Source organism: Massilia soli (assembly GCF_016809835.1).
GTDB classification, from domain to species: Bacteria; Pseudomonadota; Gammaproteobacteria; order Burkholderiales; family Burkholderiaceae_D; genus Telluria_A; species Telluria_A soli.
Window position 1 is genome coordinate 187,248 of sequence record NZ_JAFBIL020000006.1, and the last position, 21,148, is coordinate 208,395.

Annotated in this window: 23 protein-coding genes; 13 read left to right on the top strand and 10 right to left on the bottom strand. The window is 64.3% G+C overall.

The genetic code is table 11. The features are described from left to right. Positions 1–2: 2 nt before the first annotated feature. Complete coding sequence (gene aptA / locus I4X03_RS15855; protein WP_223469212.1) at positions 3–1,319, bottom strand: omega-aminotransferase AptA; 1,317 nt, start codon at positions 1,317–1,319, stop codon at positions 3–5. Between the two features lie 169 nt (positions 1,320–1,488). Between aptA and I4X03_RS15860 the strand changes: the two genes are divergently transcribed. The 8 genes from I4X03_RS15860 to I4X03_RS15895 all read left to right on the top strand — a co-directional run bounded on the left by I4X03_RS15860 (position 1,489) and on the right by I4X03_RS15895 (position 6,947). Next, positions 1,489–2,967, top strand: a complete 1,479-nt coding sequence (locus I4X03_RS15860; RefSeq protein WP_223469213.1) for an aminotransferase-like domain-containing protein — start codon at positions 1,489–1,491, stop codon at positions 2,965–2,967. Continuing rightward, positions 2,964–3,596: a TetR/AcrR family transcriptional regulator gene (locus tag I4X03_RS15865; RefSeq protein WP_223469214.1), complete on the top strand. Its 633-nt coding sequence runs from the start codon at positions 2,964–2,966 to the stop codon at positions 3,594–3,596. The genes I4X03_RS15860 and I4X03_RS15865 overlap by 4 nt, the downstream gene beginning before the upstream one ends. Before the next feature lie 131 nt (positions 3,597–3,727). Then, on the top strand, positions 3,728–4,009 hold the full coding sequence (locus tag I4X03_RS15870) for a hypothetical protein (RefSeq protein ID WP_223469215.1): 282 nt from the start codon (positions 3,728–3,730) through the stop codon (positions 4,007–4,009). 1 nt (position 4,010) lies between these two features. After that, positions 4,011–4,904, top strand: a complete 894-nt coding sequence (locus I4X03_RS15875) for a sensor histidine kinase (RefSeq protein ID WP_223469216.1) — start codon at positions 4,011–4,013, stop codon at positions 4,902–4,904. After that, positions 4,901–5,665 carry a LytR/AlgR family response regulator transcription factor gene (locus tag I4X03_RS15880; RefSeq protein WP_223469217.1) on the top strand — a complete coding sequence of 255 codons (765 nt, stop codon included), beginning with the start codon at positions 4,901–4,903 and terminating at the stop codon, positions 5,663–5,665. The genes I4X03_RS15875 and I4X03_RS15880 overlap by 4 nt, the downstream gene beginning before the upstream one ends. Before the next feature lie 73 nt (positions 5,666–5,738). Then, positions 5,739–6,170 carry a VOC family protein gene (locus tag I4X03_RS15885; protein WP_223469218.1) on the top strand — a complete coding sequence of 144 codons (432 nt, stop codon included), beginning with the start codon at positions 5,739–5,741 and terminating at the stop codon, positions 6,168–6,170. A gap of 13 nt (positions 6,171–6,183) precedes the next feature. Next, a complete protein-coding gene (locus I4X03_RS15890; RefSeq protein ID WP_223469219.1) occupies positions 6,184–6,558 on the top strand; it encodes a VOC family protein in 375 nt (124 codons plus the stop codon). Continuing rightward, positions 6,555–6,947 carry a YybH family protein gene (locus I4X03_RS15895; protein ID WP_223469220.1) on the top strand — a complete coding sequence of 131 codons (393 nt, stop codon included), beginning with the start codon at positions 6,555–6,557 and terminating at the stop codon, positions 6,945–6,947. Before I4X03_RS15890 ends, I4X03_RS15895 begins: the two co-directional genes overlap by 4 nt. A 257-nt stretch (positions 6,948–7,204) precedes the next feature. Here the strand turns inward: I4X03_RS15895 and I4X03_RS15900 are convergent, their stop codons facing one another. The 8 genes from I4X03_RS15900 to I4X03_RS15935 form a co-directional block, all read right to left on the bottom strand. Continuing rightward, positions 7,205–8,437, bottom strand: coding sequence for a cytidine/deoxycytidylate deaminase family protein (locus I4X03_RS15900; protein WP_223469221.1), 1,233 nt, complete (start codon positions 8,435–8,437; stop codon positions 7,205–7,207). A 3-nt stretch (positions 8,438–8,440) separates the two neighbouring features. Beyond that, complete coding sequence (locus I4X03_RS15905) at positions 8,441–8,845, bottom strand: cytidine deaminase (RefSeq protein WP_223469222.1); 405 nt, start codon at positions 8,843–8,845, stop codon at positions 8,441–8,443. Between the two features lie 9 nt (positions 8,846–8,854). Next, positions 8,855–10,177, bottom strand: a complete 1,323-nt coding sequence (gene deoA / locus I4X03_RS15910) for a thymidine phosphorylase (protein ID WP_223469223.1) — start codon at positions 10,175–10,177, stop codon at positions 8,855–8,857. A 114-nt stretch (positions 10,178–10,291) separates the two neighbouring features. Next, positions 10,292–12,673, bottom strand: a complete 2,382-nt coding sequence (locus I4X03_RS15915; RefSeq protein WP_370660526.1) for an aldehyde dehydrogenase family protein — start codon at positions 12,671–12,673, stop codon at positions 10,292–10,294. Between the two features lie 13 nt (positions 12,674–12,686). Then, complete coding sequence (gene deoC / locus I4X03_RS15920) at positions 12,687–13,643, bottom strand: deoxyribose-phosphate aldolase (RefSeq protein ID WP_223469224.1); 957 nt, start codon at positions 13,641–13,643, stop codon at positions 12,687–12,689. Continuing rightward, positions 13,640–14,833 (bottom strand): phosphopentomutase, encoded by a 1,194-nt coding sequence (locus tag I4X03_RS15925; RefSeq protein WP_223469225.1) that lies wholly within the window; start codon positions 14,831–14,833, stop codon positions 13,640–13,642. The genes deoC and I4X03_RS15925 overlap by 4 nt, the downstream gene beginning before the upstream one ends. Positions 14,834–14,857: 24 nt before the next feature. After that, positions 14,858–15,700, bottom strand: a complete 843-nt coding sequence (gene xapA / locus I4X03_RS15930; RefSeq protein ID WP_223469226.1) for a xanthosine phosphorylase — start codon at positions 15,698–15,700, stop codon at positions 14,858–14,860. A gap of 238 nt (positions 15,701–15,938) precedes the next feature. Next, positions 15,939–16,112, bottom strand: a complete 174-nt coding sequence (locus tag I4X03_RS15935) for a hypothetical protein (protein ID WP_223469227.1) — start codon at positions 16,110–16,112, stop codon at positions 15,939–15,941. 158 nt (positions 16,113–16,270) lie between these two features. Between I4X03_RS15935 and I4X03_RS15940 the strand changes: the two genes are divergently transcribed. From I4X03_RS15940 to I4X03_RS15955, 4 genes are read left to right on the top strand one after another with little or no spacing between them, the layout of a single operon-like run. After that, positions 16,271–17,410, top strand: a complete 1,140-nt coding sequence (locus I4X03_RS15940) for a carbohydrate kinase (protein ID WP_223469228.1) — start codon at positions 16,271–16,273, stop codon at positions 17,408–17,410. A gap of 2 nt (positions 17,411–17,412) precedes the next feature. Continuing rightward, on the top strand, positions 17,413–18,342 hold the full coding sequence (locus tag I4X03_RS15945; RefSeq protein ID WP_223469229.1) for a pseudouridine-5'-phosphate glycosidase: 930 nt from the start codon (positions 17,413–17,415) through the stop codon (positions 18,340–18,342). Positions 18,343–18,357: 15 nt separating this feature from the next. After that, on the top strand, positions 18,358–19,260 hold the full coding sequence (locus tag I4X03_RS15950) for a LysR family transcriptional regulator (protein ID WP_223469230.1): 903 nt from the start codon (positions 18,358–18,360) through the stop codon (positions 19,258–19,260). Positions 19,261–19,278: 18 nt separating this feature from the next. Further along, positions 19,279–19,836 carry a GNAT family N-acetyltransferase gene (locus I4X03_RS15955; protein ID WP_223469231.1) on the top strand — a complete coding sequence of 186 codons (558 nt, stop codon included), beginning with the start codon at positions 19,279–19,281 and terminating at the stop codon, positions 19,834–19,836. On the opposite strand, the gene I4X03_RS15960 is transcribed toward I4X03_RS15955, so the two are convergent. After that, on the bottom strand, positions 19,833–20,003 hold the full coding sequence (locus tag I4X03_RS15960) for a hypothetical protein (RefSeq protein ID WP_223469232.1): 171 nt from the start codon (positions 20,001–20,003) through the stop codon (positions 19,833–19,835). The two genes, I4X03_RS15955 and I4X03_RS15960, sit on opposite strands and share 4 nt — an antisense overlap. Positions 20,004–20,143: 140 nt before the next feature. Between I4X03_RS15960 and I4X03_RS15965 the strand changes: the two genes are divergently transcribed. Further along, positions 20,144–21,049: an alpha/beta hydrolase gene (locus I4X03_RS15965; RefSeq protein ID WP_223469233.1), complete on the top strand. Its 906-nt coding sequence runs from the start codon at positions 20,144–20,146 to the stop codon at positions 21,047–21,049. Positions 21,050–21,148 lie beyond the last annotated feature (99 nt).

The following is a 21,148-nucleotide window of genomic DNA, read 5'->3' on the forward strand; positions in this document are numbered from 1 at the left end:
GATCAGTCCAGGTTTTTCAGTACAGCGGCAAGCTTGCCGAACAATTCGTCGATGTGCTTCTTCTCGATCACCAGCGGTGGCGACAGCGCGATGATGTCGCCGGTGGTGCGGATCAGGATGCCCTCGGCGAACGCCTTCTTGAAGGCGCTGAAGGCGCGCGCGCCCGGCTTGCCGGCGATCGGTTCGAGTTCGATGCCGGCCACCAGGCCGATGGTGCGGATGTCGATCACGTGCGGCAGGCCCTTGAGCGAATGCACCGCGTCGGTCCAGTAGTCGCGCACGTCCTTTGCGTTATCGAGGATTTTCTGTTCTTCAAATACCTCCAGGGTCGCCAGCGCGGCGGCGCAGGCCAGCGGATGGCCCGAGTAGGTGTACCCGTGGAACAGCTCGATGCCGGCCGGGCCGTCCATGAACGCGTCGTGGATATGCTGCTTGCTGAACACCGCGCCCATCGGCACCATGCCGTTGGTCAAGCCCTTGGCGACGGTGACCAGGTCCGGTTCGACGTCGAAGTAGTCGAACGCGAATGGCGTCGTCAGGCGCCCGAAGCCGGTGATCACTTCGTCGAAGATCAGCAGGATGCCGTGCTTGGTGCACAGTTCGCGCAGGCGCTTCAGGTAGCCCTTGGGCGGAATCAGCACGCCGGTGGAGCCGGCGACCGGCTCGACGATGACGGCGGCGATGGTCGAGGCATCATGCAGCGCGACGATGCGTTCGAGTTCATCGGCCAGGTTGGCGCCATGCTCAGGCTCGCAACGGCTGTAGGCGTTCTGTTCCAGGTTGTGGGTGTGCGGCAGGTGGTCGACACCCGGCAGCAGCGGGCCGAAGGTACGGCGGTTGCCGCCGATGCCGCCGACCGAGATGCCGCCGAAGCCGACGCCATGGTAGCCGCGCTCGCGGCCGATCAGGCGCGTGCGGCTGCCCTCGCCGCGCGCGCGGTGGTAGGCCAGCGCCATTTTCAGCGCGGTGTCGACCGCTTCCGAGCCGGAGTTGGTGTAGAACACATGGCCGAAGCGGCGGCCGGTGTAGTCCATCAGCTTTTCGGCGAGGTCGAAGGCGGCCGGGTGGCCCATCTGGAAGGTTGGCGCGAAGTCGAGCTGGCCGACCATTTCGCGCACGGCGGCGACGATCTTCGGCTGGGCGTGGCCGCACGGTACGCACCACAAGCCTGCGGTACCGTCGAGCACGGAGTTGCCGTCGACGTCCTTGTAGTACATGCCTTGCGCCGATACGAGCAGTCGCGGATTGGCCTTGAAGTCGCGGTTATTGGTAAATGGCATCCAAAATGACGACATCGATTCTGGGCGGGTCTCATTCATACAGCTCTCCAATTTTTACGAGCGAAAAATAATTTACCAGTTGGCAAAATCTTGATGCAATAATAGTAAGCAATACACCATCGGCACAGATACACAAACCGCGAAAGCCGCCAACCGTATTGGCTGACTAAACTGTACAGTTCTGCGGGTGCCGCAACAGGAGTTGTGAATGGAAGAATCGGCGGCATCGACTGAGGAATTTCCAACTGGCAATGGCAAATCGGCCTGGCCGGTATTGGCGATTGAGCGCAAACAACGCGGCAGCCTGGTCGATCAGATTGTGGCAGCGATCGCGCGGATGGTAAATGAGCGCGAATTGCGGATCGGCACAAAAATGCCGTCTGTTAGACAATTCGCAAAGTGTAACGGCATTTCCACTTTCACCGTCGTTGAATCGTACGACCGGCTGCTGAACCTGGGACTGCTTTCCTCGCGCCGCGGTTCCGGTTTTTTTGTTGCCCGCAGTGACGTCGTCGCCGCGGCCCAGCCAAGCATCGTGCCGGCCAGCCCCTCCGCCATCGACGCCCTCACCCCCGACCTGTATTCCGGCGTCTCCGATGCGCTGCCGGTCGGCGCCGGCTGGCTGCCGCCGGAATGGTACGGCGAGACCACGATTCTCGACTGCGTGCGCCACGCGATGAAAATCCCGGCCAACCGGCTGCGCGGCTACGGCCACCCGCTCGGTTTCCCGACGCTGCGCCAGCACATGGCCAGCAGCATGGCCGACGACCTGTTCTCGGTCGAACCCGACCAGATCCTGCTGACCCACGGCGCCACCCACGCCTTCGACCTGATCCTGCGCACCCTGACCAAGCCGGGCGACACCGTGCTGGTCGAAGACCCCGGCTACAGCAACCTGCTGTCGCTGATCCGCCACCACGGCTGCATCCCGGTCGGCATCCCGCGCGGCGATGCGGGCCTCGACATCGATGCGCTCGAAACGCAGGCCAGGGCCACCCAGCCCAAGCTCATGTTCGTCAACACCGTGCTGCAAAACCCGCTCGGCACCTCGCTCAGCCAGGCCCAGGCCCACCGCTTGCTGGGGATGGCCGAGCAGTTCGATTTCTGGCTGGTGGAAGACGACATCTACCGCGAGCTGGCCGCGCCCGGCGAAGCATCGCTGGCGGCCATGGACGGCCTGCGCCGCGTGATCCGGGTCGGCAGTTTCTCGAAGACGCTGTCGCCGGTGCTGCGGGTCGGCTCGATCTGCGCATCGCGCTCGCTGGTGCCCGAACTGCTGCGCATCAAAATGCTGACCGGGCTGACCACCTCGGAGATCAACGAGCGCGCGGTCTACCACGCGATCTCCACGCGGCCCTACAAGCGGATGGTCGAAAAGCTGGTCGACCAGCTGCGTTCGGGCCGCGAACAGACCATCGAACGGCTGCGCGAGGTAGGCATGTCGCCAGTGGCGCGGCCGCGCGGCGGCATGTTCGTCAGCGCCGGCTGGCCCGAAGCGCCGAGCGCCCAATGGAACGGCAAGGTGGTGGCCGACCGCGCCGTCAAGCAGGGCATCCTGCTGTCGCCGAACGAGTTCTTCATGCTGCGCCAGCCCGACTCGGTCTGGTTCCGCTTCAATGTGGCCTATGCGGCCGACGCGCCGCTGTTGAGCGCCTTCCTGAAATCGGTACGCGAGGAGATGCAATGACTGTTCCCGTCAAACGCCGTGTCATCAACCGCGACAAGCTCGAAACCGACATCCTTGCCGAAGCGGTACGCGTGTTCGCAGAATGCGGCTACGAAGGCGCCTCCGTCGCCACCATCGCCGAGAATGCCGGACTGTCGAAGCAAAACCTGATGTACTACTTCCCGACCAAGCAGGCGCTGTACGAGCGGGTTCTCGACAGCGTGCTCGATGACTGGCTCGAGCGCATGGACAAGCTGGCCGACCGCGAGCGCGATCCGCGCGACGTGCTGCGTGCGTACATCCAGGCCAAGATGCGCTTTTCGCGCGAACAGCCGCTGGCCTCGCGCGTGTATGCGCTCGAAGTGATCGGCGGCGCCCAGCTGTACGGGCAGCAGATCCGCGAACGCGTGCTGCCGCTGCTGCGCAAGGACATCGAGGTGTTCGAAGGCTGGATCCGCGAAGGACGCATCGCGCCCGTCAACGCCACCCACCTGCTGTTCGCGATCTGGCACATGACCCAGGCGTATGCGGACTTCGCCGCGCAAATGAATCTGGTGTTAAACCGAAAGCAACTCAGCGATGACGATTTCGACAACGGCGAAGCGCTGATCGTCGATATGGTGCTGGCGGCGGTGGCGATTGCGCCGTAAAGACGTGCGCGCATTTATCCGGTCCAGCCACCGGTCAACCCTCCTAATATGCATTTCGTCGGACGCGTGTGGAACGCAGGGCGGCCCGGCGTTACAGTGGCTCCATCGATCCACTCCATCAGGAGAATGTAATGAAAAACCCAAGCTTCGACAACTTTTCGACCCTGCTCGCGGACGTCGGCAACGCTTTCATCCGCGCCGGCCGCTACGTCGCCCGCGCCATGGCCTCGATGTCGTGGCCTGCGCTGCTGGTGAGCTGCGTCGCACTGGCGCTGGCCATCACCGTTATCCCGCTGGCGCTGTTCCTGTTCATCGTCTTCATGACCGCCCGGATGGTCGTCATTGCCTGTGCCAGCCGCCGTCGCCGCGGCCCGGCCACGCCATACCGCACGGTCGGGGACGCGGGAGAATAACATGAGCGCCAGCAACCTGAACCGGTTCGTCGACCTGCTGCGCGAGATCGTGGCCGAAGCCGCGGTCGTGTGGTGGCGCTTCTTCGACTGGCTGGCGATGGTTGAATGGCGCCAGCTGGCGATCATCGCCTTTTTGGTGTTCTCGTTCGGCGTCCTGCTCGGCTACCCTGAACCTGCGGTCTGGTTCGTATTCGTGTCGTTCGGCGTCAAGGTGCTGGCCGGCGGCAAGCGCAAGGCCGAACTGGAGGCCAAGGAAGCGGTGCAGCACGCCGACGTGGCCGAGCTGGAGCGGCGCCTGACGGAAGCCCAGATGGCGGCGCTGCAGGCGCAGGTCGAGCCGCACTTCCTGTTCAACACGCTGGCCCTGATCGGCCAGCTGATCGAGACCGATCCGCCGCAGGCGGCGCGCATCCACGCCAACCTGATCGAGTACCTGCGTTCGACCTTGCCGCAAATGCGCGCACCGAACGGCGGCACCCTCAAACACCAGGTCGAGCTGGCGCGCGCCTACCTGACCATCATGCAGGCGCGCATGAAGGAACGCCTCGCATTCCACTTCGACGTGCCCGACTACCTGGAGAACGCCGTGTTCCCGCCGACCATGCTGCAAATCCTGATCGAGAACTCGATCAAGCATGGCCTGGAGCCGAAGATCGCGGGCGGCCGCATCGACGTGCGCGCCTACCTCATCGACGGCACCATGCACGTCGACGTGCAGGACAACGGCGTTGGCTTTAACATGCATGCTGGGGAAGGCATGGGACTGGCGAATATCCGCGAGCGCCTGCGCCTGCTGTACGGCAGCCGCGCCGAACTGGCGATCGAAATGCCGGCCATCGGGGGCGCGCTGGCCTCGATCCGCGTGCCCTTCATCGTTACTGAGAAAGCAGCATGAGTGTCACCGCCCTGATCGTCGACGACGAATCGCCGATGCGCGACCAGCTGCGCGCGCGGCTGGCCGAGGCATGGCCCGACCTTGCCATCGCCGGCGAAGCGGCCAACGGCATCGAAGCGATCGAAATGACCGCGCGCCTGAAGCCCGACATCGTGTTCCTGGATATCCGCATGCCTGGCCCGAGCGGCATCGAAACCGCGCGCCAGCTGTACAGCCAGTGCCAGGTGGTATTCGTCACCGCCTACGACCAGTACGCGGTCGAGGCATTTGAGCACGGTGCGATGGACTACCTGCTCAAGCCGGTGATGGCGGAGCGCCTGCGCCTGACCTGCGAGCGCCTGCGCGGGCGCATCGGCAAGCCGGTAACCGACATCGACCAGAAGCTGTCGGCGCTGGCGCAGATTCTCGAACGCGGGCAAGCCGCCAAACCGCAGCAGTACCTGCGCTGGATCCAGGCCCAGGTGGGCACCAGCCTGCGCATGATCAGCACCAAGGAAGTGCTGTTCTTCCAGTCCGACGACAAGTACACGCTGGTGCAGACCGCGTCGGCCGAACTGCTGATCCGCAAGACGCTCAAGGAGCTGGCGGACGAACTCGACCCCGACGAATTCTGGCGCATCCACCGCTCCACGCTGGTGCGGGTCGATGCGATCGTCGAAGTCTCGCGCGACGAACGTGGCCGCCAGATGGTCAAGCTTCGCGGCCATCCGCGCGAGCTGGAGGTCAGCCGCAACCACGCCGGCCTGTTCCAGCAGATGTAGTCGCAGCGGGCGCACCGCGATCAAATAATGAACTAATATGTACCTTGGTTCCCATGTTTGAGAGGAGATTGCCATGTCAGTCGCACCCAGGCAAACCAGGGCGAACGTCATCCCTTGCCTTCGCTACCGCGACGCCCCCGCCGCCATCGAATGGCTGTGCAGCACCTTCGGCTTCGCCCAGCACCTGGTCGTTCCCGGCGAAGGCAACACCATTGCCCACGCCCAGCTCAGCTTTGGCAACGGCATGATCATGCTCGGCTCGGCCAGCAACGTCGACAGCGAATACGCAAAATTCATCAAGCAGCCGGGCGACATCGGCGGCGCCCAGACCCAGACCGTGTACGTGGTCGTCGACGACGCCGACGCCGTCTACAACCGTGTGCTCGACGCGCGCGCGCCAATCGTCATGGACATCAAGGACGAAGACTACGGCGGGCGCGGTTTCACCTGCCGCGACCTCGAAGGCCACATCTGGAGCTTCGGCACCTACGACCCGTTTGCATAAGAAGGAGCATCGCATGTCACGTGCAGTCCACTTCGAAATCCAGGCGTCCAACCCGCAGGCGCTGATCGACTATTACAGCGGCCTGTTCGGCTGGTCGTTCAACAAATGGGAAGGCGGCGAATACTGGCTGATCCACACCGGGCCGGAAGACAAGCCGGGCATCAACGGCGGCCTGCTGCCGCGGCGCGGGCCGGCGCCGGAGGCGATGGCCGCGGTAAACGCCTTTGTCATCACCGTCGATGTCGCCGACATCGATGGCGCGCTGGCCAGCGCGGGAACGGTTGTGGTGCCCAAGATGGCGGTGCCAGGAATCGGCTGGCTCGGCTACGCCAGGGACCCGGACGGGAACATATTCGGCATGATGCAAGAAGACCCGGAGGCAGCATGACTCAGGACGAACAGGAAATCCGCCAGTTGATTGAATTGTGGCTCAGCGCGACGCAGGCGGGCGATGTTGACGCGGTGCTGTCGCTGATGTCGGACGACGCCATGTTTTTGTCGGCCGGCCAGCAGCCGATGATCGGGCGCGACGCGTTTGCGCGCGGGCTGAACAAGGTGCTATCGGAGAACGTGATCGAATCGACCAGCGAGATCGCGGAGATTGTGGTGTGCGGCGACCTGGCGTATTGCCGGACCAGGCTCACGGTGACGATCACGTCGAAGCATGGGCAGCTGCCGATCCTGCGCAATGGCGACACGCTGTCGATTTTGCGCAAGCAAGCCGATGGCAAGTGGCGCCTGACGCGCGACGCCAACATGCTCGCTTCGGCGGCCTGACGCCGTTCCCGCGGCGGCGCGAACTGATACAGGTTCGGGGCGCTCACAGAAATCGCGACGTTGAGACCTGGAATGCGAGAGTCAACGTGGCCCCTGCGAAGGCAGGGGTCCATACTCGGCATGTTTGGTATGGGCCCCTGCTTTCGCAGGGGCGACGCTGGCCTGCGTTGCCGATTCGGTCGTGGCTGTCGTTTCTAAATCGACGCCTGGCTGCCGAGCGATTCGTGTCAAGCAGAATATTCCGGACAGCAGTGCGCCTACGCGGGAATGACGGGCATCGCCAGCGCCTCGATCAGCGCCTGGCTCGCAACCCGCACCGGCCTGATTCGAATCACATCCCGGTACAACGGCGGCATCGACGCGCACACGGCGTCAAGCTCCTCCTGCGGCATGCTCGCCTTCACATACTGGAACTGCTGCGGATTATGCTCCGGCAGCGGCCCCTCCATGGTCGACCCATACGCGCCGAGATCCATGAACCCGCGCGCATCCTTGCCTGGCCCGCGCACAAACACAAACGTGCCATCGCGCGGATGCGCCAGATACTGCCCGATCTCCAGCTGCTGCTGCGCGGTCGCATCGCGCATCAGCATGTAGCGCAGCTGCGCATACTGGCGCGTACACTCCATGAACGCCGTGCAGATCAGCGACTGCGCCTTCCGTCCGGGCACGCACAGGAGCAAATTGCCGAACGCATCAAGCAAGGCGACCGCGTCGCCCTCGCCTCCCTGCGCCCGATCCTTCTCCACGGCTGCCAGCAGGAACGGCGCCAGTCCCGCATCGGGCGCCTGCGGCGCGCAGCGGTACATCAGCGCCTCCGGATACAAGCTACGCAGCTTGCGCACCAGCGGATGCGTCGGCGCCAGCGTGGCCGGATCGCGCAGCTGATCCTGCGCCACATCGCTGCTGCATAGCGCCTGCACCTTTTCTTCGGTGGCCTCGAACGCCAGTGAACACAGAGCCTGCGTGCTCTCGGCGATGGTCTTGCCGATAAACAGTCCGCGCGGCGGCGATCCCCACGCTTCACGCGCATACGCCGACGCGCCGAGCACCGCAGGATAGTAGAACGACGCCACAGCGCCGGCGCGCAGCGGTTCAGGCAAGGCGGCAAAGCTGCCGCTCGCGTCATGATTGATACCCGCATTCGGGTCCATCGCCGCGACCACCACATTGAATCCGGCCGCGAGAATCGCACCGGTGCACATCGCGCACGGATCGAGCGAGGTGACCACCGTGACTTCATCCGGCGGCGGCAGCGCCGCGCCTTTGGCCCGCTCACAGAAATACCAGTCGATCAGCTGGCGCTCGCCGTGCGCGGTGGGGTCGAACACCAGACCGTCGCGCACAACGTTGTTCTGCAAGGACTTAAGCACATTGCCCTGCCCATCGAGCAGCAGCCCGCCAACGCCAAACGTCCCCTGGATCTTGGCGGCTACCGCTTCATTGGCCGCGATGGCTACCGCGGCCTGAACGTCGATCGTCTTTCTCAACGCTTACTTCTTCAAATCCCAGCCACCGAACGCGTTCGGCAGTTGCTCAGCGGCGGTGGTCTCGAAGATGTCGCCCTTCAGGTTGGTCAGCACCACCGGCAGGTCGTTGCCGCCCAACTCGAGCACCACCTGGCGGCAGGCGCCGCATGGTGCGATCGGCCCATCGGTCTCGCCGATGACGGCCAGCGCGGCGAAGTCGCCCGGCTTGTAGCCATGCGCGATCGCGCTGAACAAGGCAGTGCGTTCGGCGCAGTTGCACAGGCCGTAGGATGCGTTCTCCACGTTACAGCCGCGGAAAATGCGGCCGTCCTTGCACTCGAGCGCCGCGCCAACCTTGAAGTTGGAGTACGGCGTGTACGCCAGCTCGCGCGCCGCGCGTGCTTCGTCGATCAGGGTTTGGTATGTCATGCTGATCCTTTAAGGGCGGATGGTGCGGTAGATGATCGGGTTGGCAGCCGGCTTGTGCGCGCCGATCTTGTAGGCCGCCTGCACTTCGCGGACCGCCTGCTCGGCTGCCGCCTGGGTACGCGCATGCACCATCGCCAGCGGCTGGCCGACGGCAATCGCGTCGCCCAGTTCTGCCAGTCCGGCCAGTCCGACCGCGAAGTCGATCGCGTCTTCCGGACGGCGGCGGCCGCCGCCGAGGCTGACCACTGCCAGGCCGAGGCCGCGCGTGTCGGTCTCGGACACGAAACCGGCTTCCAGCGCCGGAACCGGCACCACGATTGGCGCGCTTTCGAGGTAGGCATCCGGGCGCTCGACCAGGTCGGCCGGACCGCCCAGTGCCGCCACCATGCGCGCAAAGCGCTCGGCGGCTTCACCGGAGTCGAGGCCAGCTTGCAGCCTGGCGCGCGCCTCGGTCTCGTCGGCTGCCAGTTTGCCCAGGATCAGCATCTCGGCGCACAGCGCCATCGTCACTTCGTGCAGGCGCGCCGGGCGCGAACGTCCGGTCAGGTAATCCATCGCCAGGCGCACTTCCAGCGCATTGCCGGCGACCGGGCCGAGCGACTCGTTCATCTCGGTCAGCAAAGCCGAGGTGCGGGTGCCGGCGCCGTTGCCGACGGTGACGATGCTCTCGGCCAGTTCGACCGACTTCTCGTAGGTTGGCATAAAGGCGCCGGAGCCGACCTTCACGTCCATCACCAGTGCATCGAGGCCAGCGGAAAGCTTCTTCGACAGGATCGAGCCGGTGATCATCGCCACCGATTCCACCGTCGCGGTGGTGTCGCGGATGCTGTAGAAGCGCTTGTCGGCAGGCGCCAGCTGCGCGGTCTGGCCGATGATGGCCACGCCGATGTCCTTGACCACTTTGCGGAACAGCTCAGGATCAGGCACGGTGCAGTAGCCGGGAATCGAGTCGAACTTGTCGAGCGTCCCGCCGGTGTGGCCTAGGCCGCGGCCGGAAATCATCGGCACGAAGCCGCCGCAGGCGGCGATCATCGGTCCGAGCATCAGCGAGACCACGTCGCCGACGCCGCCGGTGGAGTGCTTGTCGACGACCGGGCCTGGCAGGTTCAGCGAGCGCCATTCCATCACCTGGCCGGAATCGCGCATCGCCAGCGTGAAGGCCACGCGCTCGTCCATGTTCATGTCGTTGAAGTAGACCGCCATCGCGAGTGCCGCGATCTGGCCTTCGGTGACCGCGCCGTTGGGGATACCGCTGACGAAGAACTTGATCTCTTCCGCGCTCAAGGCGCCGCCATCACGCTTTTTGCGGATGATTTCTTGGGTTAAAAACATTTTGTTGGCTCCAAAACGTCGTTCCCGCGAATGCGGGAACCCATACCGGCGCTGCATTGCGGCGACGTATGGGTTCCCGCTTTCGCGGGAACGACGGTGTTCAAATAGGTCGGTTTAAACGCCGTACGGGATCCAGACGTTCTTCACCTGGCTTGCATGCGCCAGCACCGCGCGTCCGCCCGCCTGCCTGGTGTCGAACCAGTCGCGGCCCTTGGCGCCGCCGACCCAGGTGCGCTTGAGCGAGGCAGCCGACAGGCGCTCCACTTCCGCGCAGCCTTCAGCCGAACCATCATGGCGCCATACCGCATCCACATCCGCGTGCGATGCCAGCGTTTTGGCCAGTTCGTCGGCGCTGCCGGTCACGATGTTCAGCGCGCCGCCCGGCAGGTCGGACGTATCCAGCACCTGGTACAGGTCGGTCGCCGACAGCGGGAACGCTTCCGACGGCACCGCAATCACACGGTTACCCAGCGCCAGCGCAGGAGCGACCAGCGAGGTGAAGCCGAGCAGCGGGTTCTCGTTCGGGCAGATGATGCCGATCACGCCAACCGGCTCGTTCAGCGCGACGGTGATGCCGTGCATCGGCGGCTGGTGCGCCAGGCCGTCGTACTTGTCGGCCCACGCCGCGTAGTAGAACAGGCGCTCGATCGAGGCCTGCACTTCGCGCTGCGGGTCTTTCGAACCGGTCATCGCGGCCAGGCGGGCTGCGAATTCGTCGGCACGGATGGCCAGGTTTTCAGCGATGTAGTACAGCACCTGCGCGCGGTTGTGCGAAGTCGCCTTGGCCCAGCCGGACGCCTTGTGCGCAGCTTCCACGGCATTGCGGATGTCCTTGCGGTTGCCTTCGCCGACGTCGGCGATGAACTGGCCGTTGGCGCCGGTGATGGCACGGCTGTAGGCGCCGTCAGGGCGCGCCTGCTTGCCGCCGATGTACAGCTTGGCGGTGCGATCGATCGCGAACGGCGCATCGCCGTCAGCGGCTTTGACCTTGCCCCTGGCTTCAACGACAGGCGCGGCCGGGCGTGCGTCTTCCGACAGCGCGGTCATGTACTCGTACATGCCTTCGCGGCCGCCTTCACGGCCGAAGCCGGATTCCTTGTAGCCGCCGAAGCCGCAGGCCGCGTCGAACTGGTTGGCGGTGTTGATCCATACCACGCCAGCCTTGATCTGCGGCGCGACGTCCAGCGCCAGGCTGATCGACTCGGACCATACGCATGCGGCCAGGCCGTACACGGTGTTGTTCGCCAGCTGGACTGCTTCAGCCGGGGTGCGGAAGCTCATCGCCACCAGCACAGGGCCGAAGACTTCGGTCTGAGCGATGCCGGCCGAGGTCGAGGCGCCGGTGATCAGGGTCGGCGGGAACCACGAACCGTCGGCGGGAATTTCGCATCCGGCCGGCTGGTAGATCGTGCAGCCCTCGAGGCGCGCCGCTTCGACCAGGCCATGGATGCGCTGGTGCTGGACCGGATCGACCAGTGCGCCGATGTCCATCGACTTGTCGAGCGGGGAACCCATGCGCAGGTTGTCCATGCGCGAACGCAGCTTGGCATAGAAGCGCTGTTCGACGGACTCCTGCACCAGCAGGCGCGAACCGGCGCAGCAGACCTGCCCCTGGTTGAACCAGATCGAATCGACCAGGCCTTCGACCGCTGCGTCGAGGTCGGCATCTTCGAAAACGATGAACGGCGATTTGCCGCCCAGTTCGAGCGACAGCTTCTTGCCGCTGCCTGCGGTGGCCTGGCGGATGATGCGGCCAACTTCGGTCGAACCGGTGAAGGCGATCTTGTCGATGCCCGCGTGGTTGACGATCGCTTCGCCGACGCGGCCGTCGCCGGTGACGATGTTGACGACACCGGCCGGCACGCCTGCCTGCTGGCAGATCTCGGCGAACAGCAGCGCGGTCAGCGAAGTGAATTCGGCCGGCTTGAAGACGATGGTGTTACCGGCTGCCATGGCAGGGGCGATTTTCCAGGCCAGCATCAGCAGCGGGAAGTTCCAGGGGACGATCTGTCCGACCACGCCAACGGCGCGGTAGTCGGCGAATTCTTCCGATTGCAGCTGGGCCCAGCCGGCGTGATGATAGAAGTGGCGCGCGGCCAGCGGCAGGTCGGCATCGCGCGTTTCGCGGATGGTCTTGCCGTTGTCGAGCGTCTCGAGCACCGCGAACAGGCGTGCGTGCTTTTGCAGCAGGCGCGCCAGCGCGTACATCACGCGCGCACGGCCATGGCCGCCCAGCGCGACCCAGCCCGGCTGCGCGCGGCGCGCCGCTTCCACGGCGCGGTCGATGTCGCTGCCGGTCGCTTGCGTTACCTGCGCCAGTTCCTTGCCGTCGGCAGGGTTCACCGAAGCGAAGGTGTCGGACGCCGGGGTCCATGCGTTGTCGATGAACAGGCCGAAGCGGCGCTCATGCTGGTCCAGCCATGCGTGCGTTTCCTTGGTGCTCTCGGGTGCAGGGCCGTAGTCCATAGTCTGAAGAATCTCGTTAATAGTTGGCATGACGAATCCGTGTTTAAGGTTGCGCGTGGCGGTGGCTCGCCGAGTAGTTACCGGTGACGTAGTGTTCGAGCTGGCGTTCGATGTCGGTCAGCAGGCTCGATGCGCCAATGCGGAACAGGTGCGGCTCCAGCCACTCGTTGCCGAGTTCTTCTTTCATCACTGTCAGGTACTGCAGCGCGCTCTTGGCGGTGCTGACGCCGCCGGCCGGCTTGTAGCCGACCATGAAGCCGGTCTGCTCGTAGTATTCGCGGATCGCGCGCACCATCACCAGCGATACCGGGATGGTGGCGTTGACGCCTTCCTTGCCGGTCGAGGTCTTGATGAAGTCGGAGCCGGCCATCATGCAGACCCACGACGCCTTGGCGACGTTCTCCAGGGTCATCAGGTCGCCGGTGGCGAGGATCGCTTTCACGTGTGCTTCGCCGCAGGCTTTGCGGTAAGCGAGCATCTCGTCGTACAGCGCCTGCCAGTTACCGGTCAGGACGTGCTGACGGGTGATGACGATGTCGATTTCGGTGGCGCCTGCGGCGACCGACAGTTCGATCTCGCGCAGCTTGGTCTCAAGGCTCGACAGGCCGGCCGGGAACGCGGTCGACACGGCGGCGATCGGCAAGCGGCCGTTCAGCACCCTGGCCGCTGGCGCGATCATCTCGTGGTACACGCAGACGGCGCCGGTGGTCAGGCCCTGCACGCCGAGCGCTTCGACCAGGTCGGAGCGCAGCGGACGCAGCGCCTTCATGCACAGGCGCTCGACGCGGCCCGGGGTATCGTCGCCGCCGAGGGTGGTCAGGTCGATGCACTGGATCGCCTTGACCAGCCACGCGGCCTGGTATTCCTTCTTGACCGTGCGGCGGTTCGCCAGGCTGGCGGCGCGGCGGTCGGCGGCATTGCGGTTGACTTTGATCTGGTTGACCCAGCCGAGGTCGAGGCCAGTTGCCTCGTTGCGTTTGAATGCGGAGTGTTGGGTCATAGCAGACTGGTTCCGTTGGAAAGTGGTGTTACGCCGAGGTGCTTGGCCAGGGTAGCGCCAATGTCGGAGAAGGTCTCGGAGATAGGCAGTTCCTGCGCCTTGACGGCAGGGCCGAAGAAGATCATCGGGATGTGTTCGCGGGTGTGGTCCGAACCAGGCCAGCTTGGGTCGCAGCCATGGTCGGCGGTGATGACGACCATGTCGCCTTCCTTCAGCTTGGCGATGAACTCCGGCAGGCGCGCGTCAAGTTCGTGCAGCGCGTTCGAGTAACCCTTGATGTCGCGGCGGTGCCCGAACAGCATGTCGAAGTCGACGAAATTGACGAAGGTAAGCGACTTGTCGCCGACTTCATCGGTCACCTTCAGCAGCGCGTCGAACAGCGCCATGTTGTCGACGCCCTTGACCATGCGCGATACGCCCTGCGCAGCGAAGATATCGCTGATCTTGCCCAGTGCGACAACTTCGCCGCCCTCTTCCTTGACGTGGTCGAGCAGCGTCTTCGACGGCGGCGGCACCGCGTAGTCATGGCGGTTGCTGGTGCGGCGATAGTCGCCGTTGGCACCCAGGAACGGGCGCGCGATCACGCGGCCGATGTTGTACGGCTTGACCAGCTCGTAGGCCGCTTCGCACATCGCGTACAGCTTCTCGAGGCCGAAGTGTTGTTCGTGCGCGGCGATCTGGAACACCGAGTCGGACGAGGTGTACAGGATCGGCTTGCCGGTGGCGACATGCTCGTCGCCGTGCTTGTTGATGATGTCGGTGCCCGACGCGTGGCAATTGCCCAGGAAGCCAGGCACGCCGGTCAGTTCCTGCAGCTTGTCGGTCAGCTCTTTCGGGAACGACGGCACGGTGCGCGGGAAGTAGCCCCAGTCGAATTCGACCGGCACGCCGGCGATTTCCCAGTGGCCGCTCTGGGTGTCCTTGCCGGTCGAGCGTTCGCGCGCCGCGCCCCAGGCGCCGGCGAAACCGTCGCGCAGGCTGAAGCCGGCAGCCCATTCGCCGCTGGCCTTGTGGGCTGCGGCGGCGAGGCCGAGGCGTTCGAGGTTCGGCAGCGACATCGGCTTGCCTTCGCTGGCGGCCCACTCGGCGATATGGCCGAAGGTGTTGGCGCCGACATCGCCGTAGGTGACGGCGTCGGGCGTGGCCCCAAGGCCGAATGAGTCAAACAGGAGGATGAATGCGCGGGACATGTTATCGCTCGATATGAAAGGGAATCAGGCTGCGGCGCGCGGCTGTTCGGCCACGCGCGTGAGGAAGGCCAGGATCAGCGCGACCAGGTCCTTGGCGCCGATGGCGGCGTACTTCAGGGTCTGCTCGTGCGACAGCTGGAACGGCGACAGGCCTTCGGCCAGGTTGGTGATGACCGAAACGCCGGTCACTTTCAGGCCGCAGTGGCGCGCCGAGATCACTTCCGGCACCACCGACATGCCAACCGTGTCGGCGCCGAGGCGCGACATCATGCGGATTTCAGCGGCGGTTTCAAAGTTCGGGCCCGGGTAGGCGACGAACACGCCTTCGTGCAGCGTGATGCCTTTTGCCGCCGCGGTGTCCTTGACCAGGTCGCGGATATCGGCATCGTATGCGTTCGACATGCTGAAGAAGCGCGGTCCGAAACGCTCGTCGTTGGCGCCGATCATCGGGGTACCCGGCAGCAGGTTGATATGGTCGGTGATGGCAACCAGGCTGCCCGCATCGACTTCCGGACGCAGCGAGCCGGCCGCGTTGGTCACGAACAGCATCTCGCAGCCGAGCAGCTTCATGGTGCGCACCGCGCTGGTCATCACGCCCATGCCGTAGCCTTCGTAGAAGTGGCCGCGGCCCTTCATGCACGCCACGTCCACGCCCGCGAGGGTACCGAGCACCAGTTCGCCGGCGTGGCCGTGCACGGTGCTGATCGGGAAGCCTGGCAGTTCGTCGAAGCCGATCGAGACGGCGTCGGTCATCTGCTCGGCCAGCACACCCAGACCCGAACCGAGGATCATGGCAACGCGCGGCGCGAAGCCAGGCTTCTTGGCCTTGATGATGTCGACGGCTTCAAAAGGGGTATTGTTGGACATGGTATTCCTTGATGTTTTCGGCGTTGAGGTGGTAGCGGCCCGGTCGTGCCGGTCATGCGAATACGGCAGTCGCCAGACGCCTCGGTCTGTTACTGCCGTAGTGGGAATGGGCTTGCTAGATATTATAACTATGCATTATTCTTGATATGTATGGCAAATACCATTTTTCTTGGCTATTTATATCGTGGAGATATAAATAGCCGATCGCTGCCGGGCGGCAGCGATCTTGCGTGCGGGATCAGCGTCCGCGGGCGCGGTGCAGATTGCCTGAACTATCGTTTTCGCGCGCATCCTTGATGCGGAAATCGTCACCCAGGCTCTCGCCGGTTTTCACTTCGTCATTGTGCTGGCGCTCGTTGCGCTCGCGTTCGATCTCGGCTTCGATGCGGGATTGCTGGCTGGTGATAGTCATCATTCTTCCTAAAAATTTCGGCTCGTTACGAGTATCTGGATTTGCCAGGCATCGCACCGTTCGTTCACTCACACAGTGGTGCAGCTTAGAAAAACTATCGTTGACTTCACTAAGACAAAAGTCTACCATCACAAACAATTGTTTAAACGGATGCGCATGTGACCGAACTTTCCAAGAAGGACCAGTTACTCGAACTGATACGCGCGAACCCTTTCATCGCCCAGCAAGACCTGGGCGTGCAGCTTGGACTGTCGCGCTCGGCTGTCGCCGGCCACATCGCGGGGCTGATCCGGGAACGCCGCCTGCTGGGCCGCGCGTATGTACTGGCCGACCAGCGCGCCATCATGTGCATTGGCGCGGCCAACCTTGACCGCAAGCTGCGCTCGATCGGCACGGTCCAGATGGGAACCTCGAATCCGGCGCGCCAGCACGAGTCGTTCGGCGGCGTCGCCCGCAACATCGCCGAGAACCTGGCGCGCCTCGGTGCGCCGGCGGGCCTGATCACGGCGGTCGGCGACGACGCATCCGGCGCGGCGCTGATGGCGCAGGCCGAAGCCGTCGGCATCGACACGCGCGGCAGCCTGCGCCTGCCTGGCACCGGCAGCGGCACCTACACCGCGGTCCTCGACCAGCAAGGCGACATGCTGCTGGCCCTGGCCGACATGGCGCTGTACGACCAGCTTGACCCGGACGCCCTCGGCCGCACGCAGCAGCAGCGCGCCAATGCCGCCCTCACCGTGGCGGACCTGAACCTGCCGCTGGCGACGATCGAGGCGCTGCTCGGCGACGCTGCCCGCTTCGATGTGCCGCTGATCGTCGTGGCCGTGTCGCAGCCCAAGATGGACCGCCTGCCAGCGGACCTGACAGGCCTGCGCCTGCTGATCCTCAACGAAGGCGAGCTCGAAGCCCGGGTAGGCTACCCGGTGCGCAGCGGCGCGGCGCTGGCCAGCGCCTGCGCCGCCGTCCAGGCGCAGGGCGCAAAAGACCTGGTCGTCACGCGCGGCGCGCGCGGCGTCAGCCACACCACGCCGGGCGGCATCGCCCATCTCGACGCGCTCGACGCCGCGGTGGTCGACGTCACCGGCGCCGGCGACGCGTTCGCCGCAGCGGTCATCTGGACGCTGTACCAAGGCATCGACAACCTCGACCTGGCGTGCCGGCGCGGCCTGGCGCTGTCCGCCATGACGGTGGCGTGCGCGCAAACGGTCTGCCCTTCCCTCTGCGCCGATTCGCTCGATGCCATCGATTCCGCCCTTCCATCGGACGGCCAGCCGTTCAACGCCCTTTACCAGGAATGACCATGCACCAGTTTCTCTTGTTCTCCCCGGAAGTCGCCGCTGCGCGTGCCGCCGGCAAACCGATCGTCGCCCTCGAATCGACGATCATCTCGCACGGCATGCCCTACCCGCAGAACGTCACCACCGCCAAGGAAGTCGAGCAGATCATCCGCGACGCGGGCGCGGTGCCTGCCACGATCGCCGTCATCGGCGGCAAGATCTGCGTCGGCCTGTCGGACGAACAGCTTGAACTGCTTGGCAATTCGCCGGACGCGATGAAGGTCAGCCGCCGCGACCTGCCGTACGTGCTGTCGACCCGAAAGCTGGGCGCCACCACTGTGGCCGCGACCATGATCTGCGCCGCGCTGGCGGGGATCCGCGTGTTCGTCACCGGCGGCATCGGCGGCGTGCACCGCGGCGCGGAGACCAGCTTCGACATCTCCGCCGACCTGCAGGAACTGGCGCAGACCGATGTCGCCGTCGTCTGCGCCGGCGTCAAATCGATCCTCGATATCGGCCTGACGCTCGAATACCTCGAAACGCACGGCGTACCTGTCATCAGCGTCGGGCAGCCTGGCTTCCCGGCGTTCTTCACCCGCGAGAGCGGGTTCCAGGCCGACTTCCAGATGGACAGCGCGCTCGAACAGGCGGCCTTCATCAACACCAAATGGGAACTGGGCCTGCGTGGCGGAGTCGTCGTCAGCAATCCGGTACCGGAGATGTTCGCCATGCCCAAGGCCGAGATCGACAACATCACCGAACAAGCGCTCAAGGAGGCTGACCAGGGCGGCGTCAAGGGCAAGGCGGTGACGCCGTTCCTGCTGAACCGCATCAAGCAGCTGACCGAAGGGCGCAGCCTCGTGACAAACATCGCCCTGGTGAAGCACAATGCATTGATTGGCGCAAAACTGGCCGCCGCCATGCATGACCTGCCCGGCATGCAGCCAATCTGAACGGGACTTACAGCAATGTCGATCGACCTCAAGCAGCTGAAGTACTTCCTCGCCGTCGCTGAAGAAAAGAGCTTCAGCCGTGCGGCCGAACGCTTGCATATCTCGCAGCCGCCGCTGTCGCAGCAAATCATGAAGCTCGAAAGCGAGCTGGGTGTGAAGCTGTTCGCACGCACCACGCGCACTTTCGAACTGACGGTGGCGGGCAAGGCGCTGATGGGCGAAGCGTCCGACATGCTGGCCAAGATGCGCATGACGATTGACACGATTCGCCAGATCGACCGCGGCGAAGTGGGCCGCCTGCGGGTTGGCATCGTCGGGTCGGCGATGTGGGGCCCGATCCCGAGCCTGCTCGAAGAATTCCAGACCAAGTACCCGCGCGTGACCTGGACGCTGCACGAGCAGGGGCCGACCGTTCAGTATGAAGCGCTGCGCGCCAAGCAGATCGACGTGGGATTCTGGCGCGAGCCAAAGATGAACGACGACGAGCTGAAAAACGACAACCTGCGCCAGGAGCTGTGCTTCCGCGAGAATGTGTGCGTCGCGGTCAACGAGCACCACCCGCTCGCGACCCGCCCGCACATCGAGCTCTCCGACCTCGCCGATGAACCGATGCTGACGCTGGCCCTCGACAAGTCGTCGTTCCCGCGCTACCTGATCCAATGTTGCGTCAACGCCGGCTTCCAGCCGGCGATCTTCCAGGAAGCGAACGAGCCGCAAACCCTGCTTGCAATGGTCGGCGTCGGCCTTGGGGTGGCGCTGATGCCCGAGACAACCGGCCGGATCGGCTGGCCGGGCGTGCGCTTCCTGCCGATCAAAACCAATCCGCCATCGGCAAACCTGTACATTGCTTATACGACGCAGGACGACGCGCCGGTCATACGCGCTTTCCTGAATATCCTGAACCCGCCAACGGCGTAATTCACTACCGGACAATGCATGGGCAGCATCAAGACCTTATCGACCGCACGCCTCACCCTGCGTTCGCCGCGCCATGGCGACGAAGACGCGCTGTTCGCCCTGCACTCGGATCCGCAAGTGATGCGCTACTTCAGCGAGCCGCCATGGACCGATCCTGAGCGCGCCAGGCGCCAGATCGACGACGACGCCGCAGGTTTCGAACGGGGCGACTTCTTCCGCTTCGCTTTGGTGCTGAAGGAGACCGGACAGATGATCGGCAATTGCACCTTGTTCGCGGTGCATCGCCAGAACCGCCGTGCCGAAATCGGCTATGCGCTGCAGCGCCAGCACTGGGGCAAGGGCTACATGATCGAAGCGCTGACAGCCCTCGTGAACCACGCGTTCAATGACCTTGACCTGAACCGCCTCGAGGCCGACATCGATCCGCGCAACGACCCGTCCCGGGTATGCCTTGAGCGACTGGGGTTTGTCAGCGAGGGCTACATGCGCGAGCGCTGGATCGTCGGCGGCGAGGTGTGCGACTCCGAACTGTTTGGCCTGCTGCGGCGTGAATGGCAGGCCAGGGCTACCGGCTAGCCGGCGCGCTTGTCGCGTAAGGCCTTGATCACATTGGCCCACGCGGCGACTTCAAAGCCCACGCCGAGCAACAGGAACCCGACCAGGTAGTCCTTCGACAGGCCGGCGATGTAGAACAGGCCTGCGATTGCGAAGCACAGTGCTGCGATCAGGTGAGGACGTTTCATTCAATAGCCTTTCGAGGTCGGTTTCAACATGCAGCGCGCGAACCGAGTATGACCATACCGGCGCGGTGCGTCAACGCCGGTATTTTGACAAACGATGTCAAGACGGCTACTGTGAGCAGCCCCCACCTCCCGGAGCCATCTTGAACTATCCGCTCATCGCTTCCCTTGTATTCACCCTGGCCCTGATGCCGTCAGCACGCGCCGCCGATGCCACTCCCTACGTCCTGAAAAGCACCGATGTCGTCGATGTGCGCGCCACCCAGCTGAAGCGCGACTACCAGCTATTCGTCAGCCTGCCGCCATCCTACGAAAAATCGGCCAGGCGCTATCCGGTCGTATTCGTCACCGACGCCGACTACGCATTCCCGCTGATCCGCAGCATGGCGCGACGGCTCGGCACCGGAAGCCACGGGGTCGAGGAATTCATCCTGGTCGGGCTGTCCTATGCCAAGGGCGATACCCCCGAGTACAGCCGCCGCCGCGACTACACGCCTAGCGACACCGCCGAAAAAGGCCGCGTGTCCGACATGCCGGGACGCGCCCCGAAGTTCGGCGAGAGCGAAGGATACCGCCGCTTCATCAAGGACGAAGTGTTCCCCGTCATCGCCCAGCGCTACCGCGCCGACATGGAACGCAAGGTATTTGCAGGGCATTCGTACGGCAGCCTGCTTGGCCTGCATATCGCGTTCACCGAGCCGGCGATGTTCAGCCACTACATCCTGGGCAGTCCTTCCCTGTGGTACGGCAAGCGCGTGATGTTTGCGCGCGAGAAGGCCTATGCTGCCAGCCACAAAGACCTGGACGCAAAGTTCTACTTCTCTGTCGGCGGTTTCGAGACGTTCAAGCCGGGCAGCCGCGACACGCGCTACAACACCGATGAGGACATGGTGGCCGACCTGCTCGAATTCGAGGCGCTGCTGAAGAAGCGCCAATATCCGGGGCTGAAAATGGAAACCGCGATTCTCGCGGACGAAGATCATTTATCGGTTGCGCCGGTGATCATCACGCGCGGACTGAAATGGGCACTGCCGTCTGGCAAACGTTAGCCGGTTGACGCCGGGCGCTGTCAATTCTGACAGTACCCCGGGCGAATCGGCGCAAATACAATCAGGATTATCCATATCCCGTCATCCAAGGAGTCCACG

Bases quoted from the DNA above. Each gene is read 5' to 3' on its own strand.
- aptA (WP_223469212.1), bottom strand. From the start codon at position 1,319: ATGAATGAGACCCGCCCAGAATCGATGTCGTCATTTTGGATGCCATTT.
- I4X03_RS15860 (WP_223469213.1), top strand. From the start codon at position 1,489: ATGGAAGAATCGGCGGCATCGACTGAGGAATTTCCAACTGGCAATGGC.
- I4X03_RS15865 (WP_223469214.1), top strand. From the start codon at position 2,964: ATGACTGTTCCCGTCAAACGCCGTGTCATCAACCGCGACAAGCTCGAA.
- I4X03_RS15870 (WP_223469215.1), top strand. From the start codon at position 3,728: ATGAAAAACCCAAGCTTCGACAACTTTTCGACCCTGCTCGCGGACGTC.
- I4X03_RS15875 (WP_223469216.1), top strand. From the start codon at position 4,011: ATGAGCGCCAGCAACCTGAACCGGTTCGTCGACCTGCTGCGCGAGATC.
- I4X03_RS15880 (WP_223469217.1), top strand. From the start codon at position 4,901: ATGAGTGTCACCGCCCTGATCGTCGACGACGAATCGCCGATGCGCGAC.
- I4X03_RS15885 (WP_223469218.1), top strand. From the start codon at position 5,739: ATGTCAGTCGCACCCAGGCAAACCAGGGCGAACGTCATCCCTTGCCTT.
- I4X03_RS15890 (WP_223469219.1), top strand. From the start codon at position 6,184: ATGTCACGTGCAGTCCACTTCGAAATCCAGGCGTCCAACCCGCAGGCG.
- I4X03_RS15895 (WP_223469220.1), top strand. From the start codon at position 6,555: ATGACTCAGGACGAACAGGAAATCCGCCAGTTGATTGAATTGTGGCTC.
- I4X03_RS15905 (WP_223469222.1), bottom strand. From the start codon at position 8,845: ATGACATACCAAACCCTGATCGACGAAGCACGCGCGGCGCGCGAGCTG.
- deoA (WP_223469223.1), bottom strand. From the start codon at position 10,177: ATGTTTTTAACCCAAGAAATCATCCGCAAAAAGCGTGATGGCGGCGCC.
- I4X03_RS15915 (WP_370660526.1), bottom strand. From the start codon at position 12,673: ATGCCAACTATTAACGAGATTCTTCAGACTATGGACTACGGCCCTGCA.
- deoC (WP_223469224.1), bottom strand. From the start codon at position 13,643: ATGACCCAACACTCCGCATTCAAACGCAACGAGGCAACTGGCCTCGAC.
- I4X03_RS15925 (WP_223469225.1), bottom strand. From the start codon at position 14,833: ATGTCCCGCGCATTCATCCTCCTGTTTGACTCATTCGGCCTTGGGGCC.
- xapA (WP_223469226.1), bottom strand. From the start codon at position 15,700: ATGTCCAACAATACCCCTTTTGAAGCCGTCGACATCATCAAGGCCAAG.
- I4X03_RS15935 (WP_223469227.1), bottom strand. From the start codon at position 16,112: ATGACTATCACCAGCCAGCAATCCCGCATCGAAGCCGAGATCGAACGC.
- I4X03_RS15945 (WP_223469229.1), top strand. From the start codon at position 17,413: ATGCACCAGTTTCTCTTGTTCTCCCCGGAAGTCGCCGCTGCGCGTGCC.
- I4X03_RS15950 (WP_223469230.1), top strand. From the start codon at position 18,358: ATGTCGATCGACCTCAAGCAGCTGAAGTACTTCCTCGCCGTCGCTGAA.
- I4X03_RS15955 (WP_223469231.1), top strand. From the start codon at position 19,279: ATGGGCAGCATCAAGACCTTATCGACCGCACGCCTCACCCTGCGTTCG.
- I4X03_RS15960 (WP_223469232.1), bottom strand. From the start codon at position 20,003: ATGAAACGTCCTCACCTGATCGCAGCACTGTGCTTCGCAATCGCAGGC.